The sequence below is a fragment of the uncultured Corynebacterium sp. genome (assembly GCF_902489365.1).
Classification (GTDB): domain Bacteria; phylum Actinomycetota; class Actinomycetes; order Mycobacteriales; family Mycobacteriaceae; genus Corynebacterium.
On record NZ_CABTZR010000008.1, the window covers coordinates 36,883 to 51,781 of the forward strand.

The 14,899-nt window shown below is 61.8% G+C and carries 14 protein-coding genes; 10 read left to right on the top strand and 4 right to left on the bottom strand.

The genetic code is table 11. The annotated features are described in order from the left end of the window. Position 1 precedes the first annotated feature (1 nt). Genes RDN59_RS02460 through RDN59_RS02475 form a run of 4 tightly spaced genes read left to right on the top strand, consistent with a single transcriptional unit; the run spans position 2 to position 2,197 of the window. Positions 2-739, top strand: coding sequence for a glucosyl-3-phosphoglycerate synthase (locus RDN59_RS02460; protein ID WP_308606433.1), 738 nt, complete (start codon positions 2-4; stop codon positions 737-739). A 3-nt stretch (positions 740-742) separates the two neighbouring features. Further along, positions 743-1,096, top strand: coding sequence for a DivIVA domain-containing protein (locus tag RDN59_RS02465; RefSeq protein WP_308606434.1), 354 nt, complete (start codon positions 743-745; stop codon positions 1,094-1,096). A 35-nt stretch (positions 1,097-1,131) separates the two neighbouring features. Beyond that, complete coding sequence (locus RDN59_RS02470; RefSeq protein ID WP_010187237.1) at positions 1,132-1,299, top strand: DUF3117 domain-containing protein; 168 nt, start codon at positions 1,132-1,134, stop codon at positions 1,297-1,299. Positions 1,300-1,309: 10 nt separating this feature from the next. Beyond that, positions 1,310-2,197 (top strand): methyltransferase domain-containing protein, encoded by an 888-nt coding sequence (locus tag RDN59_RS02475; protein WP_308606436.1) that lies wholly within the window; start codon positions 1,310-1,312, stop codon positions 2,195-2,197. Positions 2,198-2,664: 467 nt separating this feature from the next. On the opposite strand, the gene RDN59_RS02480 is transcribed toward RDN59_RS02475, so the two are convergent. Together RDN59_RS02480 and glgA are read right to left on the bottom strand one after the other, a co-directional pair. Next, a complete protein-coding gene (locus RDN59_RS02480; RefSeq protein WP_308606437.1) occupies positions 2,665-4,122 on the bottom strand; it encodes a GH32 C-terminal domain-containing protein in 1,458 nt (485 codons plus the stop codon). 11 nt (positions 4,123-4,133) lie between these two features. Beyond that, positions 4,134-5,288 (bottom strand): glycogen synthase, encoded by a 1,155-nt coding sequence (glgA, locus tag RDN59_RS02485; protein ID WP_308606438.1) that lies wholly within the window; start codon positions 5,286-5,288, stop codon positions 4,134-4,136. 188 nt (positions 5,289-5,476) lie between these two features. On the opposite strand from glgA, the gene glgC reads away from it, so the two are divergent. Then, entirely contained in the window at positions 5,477-6,694 is a 1,218-nt protein-coding gene (gene glgC / locus RDN59_RS02490; RefSeq protein ID WP_046648300.1) for a glucose-1-phosphate adenylyltransferase, read from the top strand. A gap of 404 nt (positions 6,695-7,098) precedes the next feature. On the opposite strand, the gene RDN59_RS02495 is transcribed toward glgC, so the two are convergent. Beyond that, positions 7,099-7,746, bottom strand: a complete 648-nt coding sequence (locus RDN59_RS02495) for an O-methyltransferase (RefSeq protein WP_308606439.1) — start codon at positions 7,744-7,746, stop codon at positions 7,099-7,101. 163 nt (positions 7,747-7,909) lie between these two features. On the opposite strand from RDN59_RS02495, the gene sigE reads away from it, so the two are divergent. From sigE to RDN59_RS02510, 3 genes are all read left to right on the top strand, one after another. Then, positions 7,910-8,575, top strand: a complete 666-nt coding sequence (sigE, locus tag RDN59_RS02500; protein ID WP_308606440.1) for an RNA polymerase sigma factor SigE — start codon at positions 7,910-7,912, stop codon at positions 8,573-8,575. Positions 8,576-8,669: 94 nt separating this feature from the next. Continuing rightward, positions 8,670-9,119: an anti-sigma factor gene (locus tag RDN59_RS02505; protein ID WP_308606441.1), complete on the top strand. Its 450-nt coding sequence runs from the start codon at positions 8,670-8,672 to the stop codon at positions 9,117-9,119. 83 nt (positions 9,120-9,202) lie between these two features. Then, positions 9,203-9,778: a Sec-independent protein translocase TatB gene (locus RDN59_RS02510; protein ID WP_308606442.1), complete on the top strand. Its 576-nt coding sequence runs from the start codon at positions 9,203-9,205 to the stop codon at positions 9,776-9,778. A 7-nt stretch (positions 9,779-9,785) separates the two neighbouring features. On the opposite strand, the gene RDN59_RS02515 is transcribed toward RDN59_RS02510, so the two are convergent. Beyond that, positions 9,786-10,925, bottom strand: coding sequence for an Mrp/NBP35 family ATP-binding protein (locus RDN59_RS02515; RefSeq protein WP_308606443.1), 1,140 nt, complete (start codon positions 10,923-10,925; stop codon positions 9,786-9,788). 161 nt (positions 10,926-11,086) lie between these two features. On the opposite strand from RDN59_RS02515, the gene RDN59_RS02520 reads away from it, so the two are divergent. Together RDN59_RS02520 and RDN59_RS02525 are read left to right on the top strand one after the other, a co-directional pair. Next, positions 11,087-11,863, top strand: coding sequence for a hypothetical protein (locus RDN59_RS02520; protein ID WP_308606444.1), 777 nt, complete (start codon positions 11,087-11,089; stop codon positions 11,861-11,863). Positions 11,864-12,212: 349 nt separating this feature from the next. Then, on the top strand, positions 12,213-14,899 hold a 2,687-nt coding region (locus RDN59_RS02525; protein WP_308606445.1), incomplete at its 3' end, for an adhesin domain containing protein.

Genomic DNA, 14,899 nt, shown 5'->3' on the forward strand with positions numbered 1-14,899 from the left:
TATGACTTCCAGCGTTTCCGTTGTCATCCCTGCGCTTAATGAGGAGCGCACCGTCGCCCACGTGGTGCGCGCCTGCCTGGCGGATGAGCCTTTAGAGGTCATCGTCATCGACGCCGACTCCTCCGATGAGACCGCCGCTCGGGCAGCCGCGGCCGGGGCTCGGGTGTGCAACTGGCGCGAGGTGCGGGACGAGGAACCGCAACCGGGCAAAGGCGAGTCCCTGTGGCGCGGGGTCGCCGCGGCCCAGGGTGAAGTGGTCGTGTTCATTGACGCGGACTTAGAATCCGCGCGGCCCGGCATGGTTACCGCGCTGAGTGAGCCCTTCGTGGACCCGCACGTGCAGATGGTCAAAGCCCGTTATGCGCGTAGTCTGAACGGTCAGCCCACCGGTGGCGGGCGGGTCACGGAGCTGAGCGCCAAGCCGCTGCTGCGCATGTTCTTCCCCGAGCTCGCGCACATCGATCAACCTCTGGGAGGGGAGTATGCGATTCGCCGCGAGGCAGCCCTAGGTCTGCCTTTTGCGGCCGGCTATGGGGTGGAGGCGGGGTTGTTGATAGACGTCGCCAAGCGCTATGGGCCCCATGCTATCGCCGAGGTGGACCTGGGCACTCGTGCCCACCGCAACCGCCCGCTCGAGGAGCTGGCCCCGATGGCTGATGTGGTCGCGCGTACCATCCTGTCGCGCGCGGGCGTGGTTGGCCCCGTTACCCAACGCCCGCCGCTGCTGGGTAAGATTTAGCGCATGATGTCCTGGATTCTTCTTATCGTTGTCCTCATCGCCCTCGTCATCATTGGCACATGGGCGTGGGGAACCATCGTGGGTCGGGGGACCGTGATGGAGGCTCCCGATACGGCCGTGGATACCAACGAGGAGAATCTGCGCGCCCTCGAGGAGGGGCGCTTCGATGACCTGCGTTTCGACGTCGTGGCACGCGGCTACCGCCAGGACCAAGTGGATGCGCTGCTGGCCGCCGTGGAGCGCCGCTTGGGCGCTGCGCCGGTGGCTTGTGATGGTCCTGCAGATGATTCTGCGGAACCTTCCCCCGCGGGTGCGGCAACGAGCCTGCCGCTGTCGGCTGAAAAAGAGCTAGACTAGAAGGACGTTCTAAAAATAGTCGAAGGAGACTCAACATGGCAGCGATGAAGCCCCGTACCACTGGTGGAGAGATGGAAGCGGTAGAGGAGTCCCGCAAGATCGTGATGCGCATTCCTTCTGACGGGGGTGGGCGCATTGTTATTGAGCTCAGCAAAGAAGAAGCAGCGGAGTTGGGTTCCCTCCTCGTAGCAGTTTCTAGCTAGTCTAGGGAGCATGCTTTCACATATCGTCGATATTCTGGCCGATCCCGCCGATGGCAGCGCCCTGCAAGGCGCGGATGATTTTTCTCGCCTCGTGTCGGAGACCGGCCACTCTTATGACGTGGCCAAGCAGGGCTACGTCACGCTGGCGGCCGGCGCGGGCCTGAAACATCAGGGCGACGATGCCGCGATGGTTACCGCCCGCGAGACCTACCTTGCCATGGGGCACTTCGCGCCCTTCGTGGAGGCAGTGACCGGCGCGGTCCAGGATTCTTTGGAAACCCAGGATGCGGCTGAGCGCGCGGCAGGCCTCGATGAGGACACCGCCCCCGCGCTCCTTGAGGTGGGCGCGGGCACGGGTTACTACCTAGCTCACACGCTCGATTCGATTGAGGGCGCTCGCGGCGTGGGCCTGGATATCTCTACGCATGCGGCCAAGCACCTGGCCAAGTCACATGAGCGCGTCGGTGCCGTGGTCGCGGATGTGTGGGAGCGCTTGCCCCTCAAGGACGACTCGATTCACGCCATCTCGGTGGTCTTCGCCCCGCGCAACCCGGCGGAATTCCAACGCGTGCTCGCCCCCGGCGGGGAGGTCATTGTGCTGACTCCGCAGGCCGGCCACCTCGATGAGCTGCGGGAGCCTTTGGGCATCCTCGGCGTCGAGGAAGGAAAGGTGGAGCGTCTCTACGCGCAGGCGGAAGGTTTCCTCGAGCAGGCGGCCGACCCGGTTGATATTTCCTTCCCCATCGTCTTGGATAAGGCCTCCATCGCCGCGCAGGTGGGCATGAGCCCGTCGGCGCGCCACATCAGCCCGGAAGAGCTGGCCGAGCGCATGGCCTCCTTGCCGCAGTCGCTGACCGTGACGGCTCACGCTCGTCTGGACCGCCTGCGTTCGGCCTAACTACTGACGCTCCTTTTTTAGACCTTCCTTCGCTGCTTCTCTTCGAAACCACCCTTCGCGCTCACCAGGAGCGGGGGCGGTGGAAGTTTGTGGCCCTCGGTGAGCGCGAAGGGGGTGGCGCGACCGACCCAGCCCGCCTCGGCCTCCCGTCGCGCTCACAGGGATTGGGCGCGGTGGCTGTTTGAGTTTCTTGGTGAGCGCGAAGGGTAGGGGTGGCCCGGCTCGACCTAGCCCGCCTCGGTCCTTTTAGCGCATTGTGGCGCGGGGCGCGTTGCCGTACTGGGGTGCGTCGAGGTTGTGTAGTTAGCGTGTCGGTTCTTTTGCCCCAGTCTCCCTTCGCGCTCACCGAGAGGGGAGGCGGCAGAAGTGTGTGGTCCGCGGTGAGCGGGAAGGGTAGGGGAGCGCATTAAAAAGAGGACCGAGACAACTCGGTCCTCCTCCTATACGCCGTGTCGCAGTCGATGCGATTAAGAGCGCTTGGTTCCCTTGCGGCTCCACGACTGCTCAATGACAGCCTCGCCCTCCGTGCTGACCTCGATGGCGGAGCAACCGCCCTCGAAGTAGACGCGAGAGCTCATGGCCACCAAGCCACCGTCCACAAACACCTCAACGCTAGCGCCGTCTTGGATGACGGTAAGCGTGTCCGAATCGCCCTCAGCCAGCTGGGCCACCGCGGGAGCAGAGTCCTTGAAGTAGTGATCGAAGGCCTTCGACATTGAGCGATCCAGGCTGATCTCTTCGCCGGTGTGGCGGATGACCGCGGCGGCGTCACCGTTACCGTCCTTCAGCGTCACGCTCACGGCGGAGCCTTCCGGAACCTCCAAAACACCAGTCCAGGATTGGGCATAATCGGAAAGCTTCACCGCATCCGGCAGACCTTCTGCCGGGGTCTGGTACAGCACACCGCCCTGCAGCGTGACCGCGCGCGGCAGGGACAGACTATTAGCCCAGCCTTCCGCCTCCCAGGATGGGTGCTTGGTGGCATCGTCACCGCGGCCGTTGCCGTTGAGCAGACCGAGGATGACCGCGCGGTCGTAGCGGCACTCCTGCGGAATCGTTCCGGTCGTGGTGTTGGTGTTGCGCGGGCGGGAGAAATCATGGCCAAAGTCCACGCGCTGGAAACCCTTCGCCACAGTGAACACAGTGCCATCAAGGCGGCCCACGATATAGCCGGAAACATCGCGGCCCTCGCGCTCTAAGGTCACGAAGAGCACATCGTAGATTTCCCTATCGACCTCGTCGCGCAGGCGCACCAAACGCGGCGAGACCACCGGCGGGATGGGGGAGGTGGCCGGAACCTCGCCGTCCTCGAAGCCAGGATCACCCTCGAAGCTCAACGGTCCGAGCAGCGTCCATGCTTCGCCGTTGGGGCTATCCAGAATCACCGGCACTGGTGCGTCGGAGTGCCCGGTCAGGGCAAGCATGAGCCAGCCATCGTGGCCTTCCTCGCGGTCCTCCTTAGCCCAATCCGGGACCACGGAGGGAGAGCGGAAGCGGTCGTAATTGGTGCTGGCACCGACAGCTTCGCCGAAGCGGACAACATCCGGGTCGAGCGCCGAAGGGTCATCGGAGACGACGCATTCATCGGCGTAGTCGGTGTAGCGCGCCAGGCGCACGCTCGTGCCCACCGAAGTCACCGAGGTGAAATACAAGTTGAGGGCGTCCTTGCCCTCCGCGACGGAGCCAGCACGCAGCGACAGCTCTCCGCCCACGGGGGCGAGGACGTCGTCGCAGTCGAGCCACTCAAAAGCTGTTTCTTCGGACGTGGAATGGCCCCAGCGTGCGGGCTGGTCAGCCGCGGTCCGGTACTGGTGGAACAGGTGCCACGTGTTACCGTCGCGGACGATTCCCGCGGGGGCGTCGAGCAACCCGGTATCGGGAACGAAATGAAGTTCTGGGCGATGAGGCGGTTCGTTAAGAGTCACGGCAGTCCTTCCTACATCAACGAACGGTAAATGTCTACGGTCTGCTGCGCGATGGTGGCCCACGAGAAGTCATCAATGGCGCGCTGGCGACCGGCGCTACCAAAGCGCTGCGTCAGTTCCTTGTCCGCTGCAACTCGATTCACGGCGGCGGCGAGATCAGCCTCAAAGGTGGCTTCATCAGCGGCGTCGTAATTGACCAAAACGCCGGTCTCACCATCCATGACGACCTCTGGGATACCACCCACATTGGAGGCTACGACCGCGGTGCCGCACGCCATGGCTTCGAGGTTAACAATGCCTAGCGGCTCATAGATCGACGGGCAGACAAACACATCGGCACCGGAATAGACCTGCTTAATCTCCTCGCGGGACAGCATGTCCTTAACCCAGAACACACCATCGCGCTGCGAGCGCAGCTCCTCCACGAGGGCTTCGGTCTCCGCCGCAATCTCCGGCGTATCCGGCGCGCCCGCGCACAGCACGAGCTGAATGTCTTCGTCAAAGCTCTGGGCTGCCTTGAGCAGGTGCTTTACGCCCTTCTGTCGGGTGATGCGGCCGACGAAGGCGGCGATGGGGCGCTGCTTATCGACGCCCAGCTTATCCAGCACCGCCGACTCACCCGGCTGCCACACCTGCGTATCGATGCCGTTGAGGACCACATGCACCTTATCGGCGTCGATGCGGGGGTAGGCATCCAAGATGGAATCCTTCATGCCAGCGGACACTGCGATCACGGCGTCGGCGTACTCCATGGCGTTCTTTTCGGACCAAGAGGAGACCTCGTAACCACCGCCTAGCTGTTCGCGCTTCCACGGGCGGTGCGGCTCGAGGGAGTGTGCGGTGACCACGTGGGGAATGCCGTACAAGCGGCTGGCGAGGTGTCCACCCAAGCCCGTGTACCAGGTGTGGGAGTGAGCCACATCGATGTCGGAGGCGGCGTTGGCCATGCGCAGACCCGTAGACAGCGTCTGCAGCGCGGCGTTGGCCTCCTTCAATGCGGGGTCAACGCCATGGACAAAGACGTCTTTCTCGTCGCGCTCAGACCCCATGCAGTGGACGGAGACATCGATAATCTCGCGCATGAAACGGGTGAGCTCTGCAACATGGACGCCCGCCCCGCCGTAAATCTCCGGCGGATACTCCTTAGAAAAAATTCCGGCTCTCATACTCGCCAGAATACGGACATTCTGCAGTGCGCGCTAAACCTTCATATTGCGCGCTACAGGCGCGGCTGGCACGCCAATTAAGGAAGCTAGTGGAAGGAGAGGACGCAGGAAGCGGGTGGGCGGTAAAGGGGGTAAAATCACGCAGTCTTCGTCTGCGCGATCCAGAAAACGTCTATAGATTGGGTGGTGTGAGAAGCCTTCCTAATGTCCTTGCCATTGTCCTTGCCGGCGGCGAGGGAAAGCGCCTCTTTCCCCTGACGGAAGACCGCGCTAAGCCCGCCGTTCCTTTCGGCGGCTCCTACCGCCTGATCGATTTCGTGCTGTCGAACCTCGTTAACGCCGGATACCTCAAGATTGCGGTGCTAACCCAGTACAAGTCCCACTCCTTGGACCGCCACATTTCCCAGGCGTGGAACCTGTCTGGGCCGACCCCGCAGTACATCGCCTCCGTACCCGCCCAGCAGCGCCGCGGTAAGCGTTGGTACAACGGTTCGGCCGATGCCATTTTGCAGTCGCTGAACCTGATTTATGACGAGAAGCCGGATTACGTCATCGTCTTTGGCGCCGACCACGTCTACCGCATGGACCCGGCCCAGATGGTGGAGGAGCACATCGCGACCGGCCTGGACTGCTCGGTGGCGGGCATCCGCGTGCCGCGTTCGGAGGCTTCTGCCTTTGGCTGCATCCAGGCGGATGGGATGGGCACGATTACGGAGTTCGTCGAGAAGCCTGCGAATCCCCCGGCCACCCCGGATGATCCGAACATGACCTATGCCTCCATGGGCAACTACGTCTTCACCACGCAGGCGCTTATCGACGCTTTGCTGGAAGACGAAAAGAATGAGGACTCCGCACATGACATGGGCGGCAACATTATCCCTTACTTCGTCAAGCGCGAGCAGGCACACGTCTACGACTTCATGGCCAACGAGGTTCCCGGTTCTACGGAGCGTGACCATGGCTATTGGCGCGATGTCGGTACCATTGACTCCTTCTATGAGGCGCACATGGACATGATTTCGGTGCACCCCATTTTCAACCTGTACAACCGTTCGTGGCCCATTCACTCCACGGATGATTCAAACTTCCCGCCGGCAAAGTTTGTGCAGAACGGTATCGCGCAGTCCTCGATGGTGGCTCCGGGCTGCATCGTCTCCGGCGGTACGGTGCGCAACTCTGTGCTCTCCTCGGACGTGCATGTGGCCGATGGTGCGACGGTGGAAGGCTCCGTCATCTTGCCGGGCGTGCGCATTGGCCGCGGCGCGGTGGTCCGCCACGCCATCCTGGACAAGAACGTGGTGGTCAGCGATGGCGCCATCATCGGCGTGGACCGCGAGCGCGATGAGGAGCGCTTCAAGGTTTCCGAAGGCGGCGTGGTTGTCGTGGGCAAGAACGTAAAGGTCTAAGCCGCGAGACAGCGCAGCGCCTTAAGCGGGCGTGTGGGTGGATTGAAGTCCACTCCACGTCCGCTTTTCGTGGTTTTGGTGGCGCCGACGAGTCCCGGAATGCTTCAGGAGCCTGCGCAACACCGCCCTGCAACACCGCACCTTTCAGTACACTCCCTTCGCGCTCACCGAGAGCGCGCAGCCCGCCTAGCGAAGCCCCCACGGTGAGCGCGAAGGGTGGGGGAAAGGGTGGGGACGTAGAAGGAGTAAAAAGTCGGCGCAAAAAGGCCACCGGCGACGCAAGGCGGGGTTTAGCTCGGAGACGTATCAGTGGCTAAACCAACGGTGCCCTAGATGACGAAAACCTCCGTGCCGATCGAAAAACGGGCGATGGTTTTGGCAGATCGGGCAGTTTCAGAAGGCGACTACAGCTTGGTGATGAGCGTCAGGCCCGCACCGTAGGGCAGGCGCGTGACGGCCGCGCCCTCAAGGGAGCGGGCAACCTCGTCGGCCTCGCGGGCGGCGGCGGTGTCGCGGTCGGTGCGGGAGGGGTCGGCCACGGTGCCGTCGAGAAGCGCATTGGCCAACACCAAGGTGCCGTGCTGGTGCAGCAGGGGCCACGCAGCCTTGAGCAACGCGGGCATTTCGAGTGCGGGGACCTCGGCGTAGATCACCTGATAGGTGTCATTAGCCAGGCGGCCCATGATGTCGAGCGGGCGAGACGGCAAGAAGCGCCCACGGCTAGGGGAGTAGCCGGCCTCGCGGAAGGTTCGCTTGGCGCTGGCTTGGTGCTCTGCCTCCGGGTCAATGCAGGTCAGGATTCCGTTGTCCGGCATCCCTGCCAGCAGATACAGGCCTACGACGGATGCTGCGGGAGTAATCGCCACCGCCTGGGGGCGCGAGGTGGTGCCGGACGAGACCGCCACAAGCGTGCTGAGCAGCTGGCCGGTGGCTTCATCCGGGGCCGGCAGGCCGTACTCCTCCGCATGGGCGCGGGCGCCGGCGAGCACCTCGGAGACCTCGCTGGTGGATTCAATATAGGTTCGCATTGCGTCATAAGCCGTAGTAGTCACAAAAGAAAACCATAGTGAAATCGTCACCATTGCGTGCTGAGAATCGCCCGCAACTCTCCTCAGCTGTGACGCAAGAAGCGCATGTAAGCGGTGTGACGGATTCACAGGCTGCTCACAGGGCCGTGGCTGGAGTTTCGCCGCGCACTATAGAAAGATATTCGGCATGACCACACAGCAGCGCGAGTTTGAGCCCGCTCACCGTTCCACCGAATCCTCTGCCATTGGCAGCCATGATGCCAGCGCTGAAACTGAGAAGTTGACCGGAACCGCTGCGTTCGACGCCGGCCAGGCCGATATGCCTTCCTGGGGCGAACTCGTGGCTGAGCACGCCGATGATGTCTATCGCTTGGCTTACCGCCTCTCCGGTAACCAGCACGATGCTGAAGATCTCACGCAGGAGACTTTCATGCGTGTCTTCCGCTCCTTGGATAAGTACCAAGCGGGAACTTTTGGGGGCTGGCTGCACCGCATCACCACTAACCTCTTCTTGGACATGGTCCGCCACCGCTCCAAGATCCGCATGGAAGCTCTGCCGGAGGATTATGAGCGTGTCCCCGGCACTGACATGACCCCGGAGCAGGCCTACACGGAGGCTAACCTCGATCCGGCGCTGCAGGCGGCACTGGATAACCTCGCACCGGATTTTCGCGTGGCGGTGGTTCTCTGTGACGTCGTGGGCATGAGCTACGACGAGATTGCTGAAACCCTCGGCGTGAAGATGGGCACCGTGCGCTCCCGCATCCACCGTGGCCGCTCCCAGCTGCGTGCTGCTCTGGAAAAGGAAGCCCAGACCAACGCAGACACCCGCAGCCTGCTGCGTACGCGCTAGACTGGGCAGCGTTTGAGTCCTGGAGCGTGAGAGTTCCGCAGCCAAGCACGAGGCCACTGCAGAAGAGCATGCACTGAGGTGAGGTGACGTTGAGGTGAAAGCAGAAGGGCAGAGCAGCGACGGGCATTCCCTGAGCCTGTCCGGGTTCTTCACCGAGGCCCAAGCCAAAGCTCGCGATAAGGCAAAGACACGGGCCCAGCGGGCCGATACCATCGGCCACTTGGGGCCTGAAGCAGTCGTCGCTTTTGTTGACGGTGAAATGCCAGCCAAGTATGCCCACCGCGTACGCATCCACCTCGTGCACTGCCCGGAATGCCGGGCAGAAATCCACCACCAGCGCAACGCCGCCGAATGGGTTCGCGAATGTAGCGTGGATTCTCACGTTAAGGCGCCGGACTCGCTCATGGCGAAGCTCGCGGGTATTGCCCATCAAGGGGCAGGCCCCGGGCCAGATGCGGAGGCGCCTGCTCACCAGCCACGCCAGGATTTCCTGGACAAGGTGGAGATGGTTGTGCGTGCCATTCGGCATAACCAGAGGGGATAATTCTAGAGGGTGTTAATTCAAGCCCCGAAGCCCCCGCGTGCCCGTTAGCCTGTCGCCTTCGTTGAAGTAGTTAAGATAGTTTCGTGTTTTCCTCAATTGGTTGGGTAGAGATCCTCGTCATCGTGCTGCTGGGTCTGGTGATCATCGGCCCTGAGCGTCTGCCCGGTGTGATCATGGATGTCCGTGCGGCTATCTACGCGGCGCGCAAGGCCATTGCGAATGCCAAGGCGGAGCTCAACGGTGAAATGAGCGGTCTCGGTGCGGAGTTCGATGATCTCCGGGTGCCTTTGAGCCAGGCGGCGGAGTGGACGCGCATGGGCCCGCGCGGGGTTATCACCAAGGCGCTTTTCGACGGCGACGATTCCGCCTGGGATGATTTCAACCCGAAGAAGATGGCGGAGGACATCAAGAAGAGCACCAGCCCGTACGAGCACGACGCGGACATGAGCAACCAACCCGCGCACACGCAGCAGGGGCCGGCGCAACCGGCGCCGGAGCAGAATACTGGCCGGCCGACTTTTGATTATTCGCAGGTCTACCCGGACCTAGGCGCCGGAGCACAGCAGCCGACGGGGGAGAAGGCGAAAACGACACAGCCCCCGCGCGGTGGGAATGGACCCACCGGCGAGGGCAGCTCCTCCTGGGAGGATGTCACCTAAAGGTTATTTAGCCCTTGCGGGTCACGCCCAAGCCGAGCTTCTTGCCCACGAGGGAATCGGAGCGCACCGCAATGGAATCGGCCACCTTGGTGATGGCTTGGGTAGCGGGGGAGTCGGGCGCGGAGATGACGATGGGGGTTCCGGCATCGCCCGCGGCGCGCAGGCTCGGATCCAGTGGGATGCTGGACAGCAGGGGAACCTCGTGGCCCAGCAGTACGCTGAGGCGCTCGGCCACCACGCTGCCGCCGCCGGAGCCGAAGATGTCCATGGTGGAGCCGTCCGGCATGACCATGGCACCCATGTTCTCAATCACGCCGGCCACGCGTTGGCGCGTTTGCTGCGAGATGGAACCGGCGCGCTCAGCCACCTCGGCCGCAGCCGCCTGCGGCGTGGTCACGATGAGCAGCTCCGCATTGGGGATGAGCTGGGCCACCGACAGGGCAACGTCGCCAGTACCCGGCGGCAGGTCCAGCAGGAGCACGTCCAAATCGCCCCAGAAGACGTCCGCGAGGAATTGCTGGAGGGCGCGGTGGAGCATCGGCCCGCGCCAGACGACGGGTGCATTGCCCTCCACGAACTGGCCAATGGAGATGTGCTTGATGCCGTGGGAGATGGGGGGAAGCAGCATTTCGTCGTCAAGCACGGTTGGCCCGGCAGTAGAACCCAGCAGGCTGGGCACGGAGTGGCCGTAGATATCGGCGTCCACGATGCCCACCTTGAGACCCTTCTTGACCAAGGCCGCAGCCAGGTTCACCGTGACGGAAGACTTGCCCACGCCACCCTTGCCGGAGGCTACCGCGAAAACGCGGGTGGTGGACTCGGGCTTGGCGAAGGGGATCTCCGGTTCGGCTTGCCCGCCGCGCAGCTTCTGCTTGAGCTCTTTACGCTGCTCGTCGCTCATCGGCGTCATGGAGATGCTGATCTCGCCGACACCGTCGAGCTCTGCCACGGCCGCGCGGGTATTGGACTCGATGGTGCTCTTCATCGGGCAGCCTGCGATGGTGAGATACAGCTCGATATCCACGTCCGAGCCGTTAACGGCCACGGACTTCACCATGCCGAGCTCCGTGATGGGGCGGCCGATTTCTGGGTCATCGACGCGGCTAAGCGCGTCGCGAACGGAAGATTCAGTAATAGCGCTAGTCATAACGCGCATTAGTCTAGTCACTTGCTATCGGGGAGAGCCACACCGCCGTCTGGCCAGCGGGGTGTGTAAGATTCAGCCAGATGCTGCGGCCCAGCGCTGCGGACTGAGGACCCTGAAGAACAGCGGCATGTGTGCTCGACATGTCCGGTTGAATAGAAAGAATGCGCCTGATTCTGATGCCCCGCCTTATTGCACGTTCCCGCACCTTCGCCCACGTTGTTGGGGTGGCCTTGGTGGGGGTTGTGGGGGCGTCGTTAAGCGCCTGCTCTGGGTATGAACCCAAGCCGGATCCGAACCCAGTGAACTCGGCGCCGATCACTATCATGATTGACCCGACGTCCCATGAGCAGCGCGTTTTGGCGGAAATCTACCGCCAGACTCTGCGTGATGAGGGGCGCGCGGTTACCGTTTCCCGGAAACCGATGTTGGTGCGGCGCGGCGGTGAACACGTCAGCGGGATAAGCACGAACGGTAACTTCTTCGTTGGTTGCACTGGCGAGTTTCTAAACGTCTACAACCCGGAGGAAGCCCGCACGATTTCCAAGGACTATGTGGCCGCCAAGGATGAGGGGACCAAGGACGTGGATTTCTTGGAGCGCACCCACGTTGCGCTCATGGCCTCGTTGCCCCCAGAGGTCTCCGTGGTAGAGCCCGCGGGTGCGGAGGGGTGCCCCAACTCCAAGCCGGAGCTGCCGCAAAACTATGTCGTGGTCTACCAGGACGGGTTATTCAACCGCGATGAGAAACTAGAGATTGCGTCCTTCACCAAGTTCCTCACCGCGCAGGACTTGGATGAAGTCGTAGGGGAAGTGGACGACTCCGAGGATTTCGAGGCAGCCGTGCGTGCCTGGATGGAGGCCAATCTCCAGCAGAACCTTAACGAGGAGGGCGACTCCAATTCCTCTGGTGGCTCGGATTTGGTCCACGAGGAATCCTAAAAGGTTGTGCCAACCGCTTGTTCGTGTACTTTTCATGACGGTGGGCGCGCTGTGCTTGGCGACGTCTCCCCGTGCCCTACATGCAGAAACCTCAGCCCGTCTCATGGGGTGGACAATTCAGCGACTTTTCAGCTTTCGAAATGCTGTGAACTGTTGTCGATAAATGGCTGATGAGTAGGTATTTTTTCTTGCTTTCCTCCTCCTTGGTAGGTATTATTTTAACCGATAACCTGTCTATTCCCTGTCTGTTCTCTCGGGTATTTGTGGGGAGAGCGCTTGGCAAGTCCTAAGACCAATGCTTTCCCACGGGGGGGCGAGGCAGAGTGTTGCATTGGAAAGGTCTATTGGAATGAATGCACAAAGCAGTGGTACGTCGTGGCGTCGCTCCTCCCGCAGGGGAGTGGCCGCTGTCTCCGCTATTACTCTCGCGCTCAGTGGGCTGAGCGTCACGTCTTTTAATACCGTGGCCCCCGAGGCCGCCGCCGCTACGTTCACCGGCGGCATCCGCGATAAGTCCGGCGCGGTGGAGAAGGACGCGCAGAAGGCGTCCGACCTGCCGGCGGGTTCGTGTGTGGTCTATGAGAATTCCCCGAGCGGAAGCCAGGCTGGTTTCAGCTGGAACACCATGGAGCCGAGTGCGACCAGCCCCGACAAGAAAGCTTGGGGTCTGAGTGTCTCCTTTGATAACTCGAAGGACCGCACGTTCGCGGATTGGCACTTCACCAATACGGGTAACCTTGGCGCACTCTTGAATACCGGCGAGGTGCCTTCCATGGAGGCCGGCCAGACCTTCCTTGACAAGAGCGTCACTCACAAGGCCGACGAAAGCATCGTCATTGATGGTATTCGCGTACAACGAAACCTGAATATCTTCGCAGAGATGACCGAGGAGAAGGTCAAGCAATTCGCTTCGGCCACTGCCGACAATCCCGTGCGCTACGCCTGGCAGGGGAACTACACGAAGGGCCATAGTGGCAATCTCTATGCCACCAAGGGCTCCAGCGCTGCTTTTGGCGCTACTGTAAACCCGTGGCCGAGCGAGAACATCGAATGTAACCCCATCACGGTGTCGTGGGAGGACTTCGGGAAGCACGTGATCGTCCCTGGTGAGGAAACCAAGGTCGGTACCGTCAACATTCCTGCTGTGCAGAACGGCGGCGAGGACGATTCCATGTCCCGCATGGTCGTGGAAGCTTACGACGGCAACGGCAAGTTCATCGGCACCACAGACCCAGAAGCCTCCGGCGGTGAGCAGCTGCTGCGAATCGACGAAGCGACCGGCGACATCTACTTCACCTGGCCGGAGTACCGCGGTACTGACTTGGCGACTGACAAGAACGTCAACTTCTCCGTTCTGGCGAAGCCACGTACCGTTGACCAGCTCCAGAATGCCGTTGAAAACAACATCGGCGAAGAAGGCAAGACCTTCGACAGTTCGAATTCGCTGACGCGCTATAACACGGCGAACGTGATCGACTCGAAGGCGTTCTCCTTGGACGACACCGAGTACCACTCCCCGAGGTACGACAAGACCGACGCTTCGATCATCTCGGGCGTTGATAGCGCGACCGGCCCGCTTGCGACCGAGCCGCAGAAGGTGACCTTCACCCAGACGCCGGACCTGATCAAGGATCTGGCGAAGAAGAAGGGCGAAAAGGGCTTCGAAGCCAAGGTCGAACTCGACGAGAATTACGTCTACGAGGGCTGGACCGTCGAGATGGACGAGGACTATAACGTCACCGTCACCGCTCCGGAAGAGCCGAGGCCGGGTACTTTCGCTCGCCCGAAAGTCATTGTTGAGTACTCGAACGGCTCTACCGATGAGCTTGAGTTGCTCGTCGTTGTCGAGCCGAACCACACCCAGGTCACCGACCTTGTGCGCCCGGGCATTTCGAAGGGCAAGGTGGGTCAGGAGATCACCGCGCAGGTCGGCACCAAGTCCATCATGAAGGGCCATGGTCCGGTCCATCCCGCGAAGTTTGAGGTGGATCCTGACTCCGTTCCGGATGGCTGGACCGTCACCATAGATGAGACCGGTAGGGTTACCGCGAAGGCGGATGAAACCGTCCCGCCGGGCAGCATCATCACCCCAAAGATCAAGGCCACCTACCCGGATCAGACCACCGATGAGATTGAGACACAGTTCCAAGCCATCGTGGACATCAAGATCCCCGATTACGACACGGTGACCAATAAGCCCGGAAAAAACGTCTCCCTGTTGCCGACGCTTCCGGAGCGTGGCCTGAGCGGTAACACGAACGATGAAGCACCGAAGCGCTACACCTTCGAGGACGGCAAAACGGAGTACACCCACACTGACGACAGCGGTACGTGGACCGTCAAGATCGACGAGAACACTGGCGAGATCACCACGAAGATCCCGAGGACCGCACCCGAGGGCTACATCCTGAACGTCCCGGTGCTCGCGTACTACGACAACGCCGACAAGCCACAGCAGGTCAAGGGCACTGTCGTTGTACTCAAGAGTGATATTGCTCCGACCTACGACGTCAAGGTCACCGGCCCGAACCAGGCTGTGGAACACCACGTTCAGGACGCCCCGAAGGGGTCGACGTTCTCCTTCGGTGCTGACGACAATGGCGAGCCAATCACCGAGCAGGATGTCGACGGCTGGAAGTACAAGGTCGACCCGAACACCGGTGTCGTATCTTCCACCCCGCCGGCAGACGCTAAGCCGGGTGACAAGAACACCGTCAACGTCACCGTTAAGACCCCGGACGGCTCTACCCCCGAGGTCCCTGTCACCACGGTGGTGAAGCTGACCAACAATTGGGAGGCGGAGCCGACATACCCGGTTGAGACCGTGTACCCGGGCGAGACCGCTACGCTGCCGGTCGCTCTCGACAAGCCGGACAACGTCAACGTCGCGAAGGAAAACCCATACAAGTTGGGCGATGCTCCTGCCGGTTGGACCGTCAGCATTGATGACAACGGCCAGATCACCGCAACCGCACCTGCGGATGCGAAGCCCGGTGACCAGGTCAAGATCCCGGTTACTGTGACCTACGAGGACGG

Bases quoted from the DNA above. Each gene is read 5' to 3' on its own strand.
- sigE (WP_308606440.1), top strand. From the start codon at position 7,910: ATGACCACACAGCAGCGCGAGTTTGAGCCCGCTCACCGTTCCACCGAA.
- RDN59_RS02465 (WP_308606434.1), top strand. From the start codon at position 743: ATGATGTCCTGGATTCTTCTTATCGTTGTCCTCATCGCCCTCGTCATC.
- RDN59_RS02460 (WP_308606433.1), top strand. From the start codon at position 2: ATGACTTCCAGCGTTTCCGTTGTCATCCCTGCGCTTAATGAGGAGCGC.
- RDN59_RS02515 (WP_308606443.1), bottom strand. From the start codon at position 10,925: ATGACTAGCGCTATTACTGAATCTTCCGTTCGCGACGCGCTTAGCCGC.
- RDN59_RS02520 (WP_308606444.1), top strand. From the start codon at position 11,087: ATGCGCCTGATTCTGATGCCCCGCCTTATTGCACGTTCCCGCACCTTC.
- RDN59_RS02470 (WP_010187237.1), top strand. From the start codon at position 1,132: ATGGCAGCGATGAAGCCCCGTACCACTGGTGGAGAGATGGAAGCGGTA.
- RDN59_RS02475 (WP_308606436.1), top strand. From the start codon at position 1,310: ATGCTTTCACATATCGTCGATATTCTGGCCGATCCCGCCGATGGCAGC.
- glgA (WP_308606438.1), bottom strand. From the start codon at position 5,288: ATGAGAGCCGGAATTTTTTCTAAGGAGTATCCGCCGGAGATTTACGGC.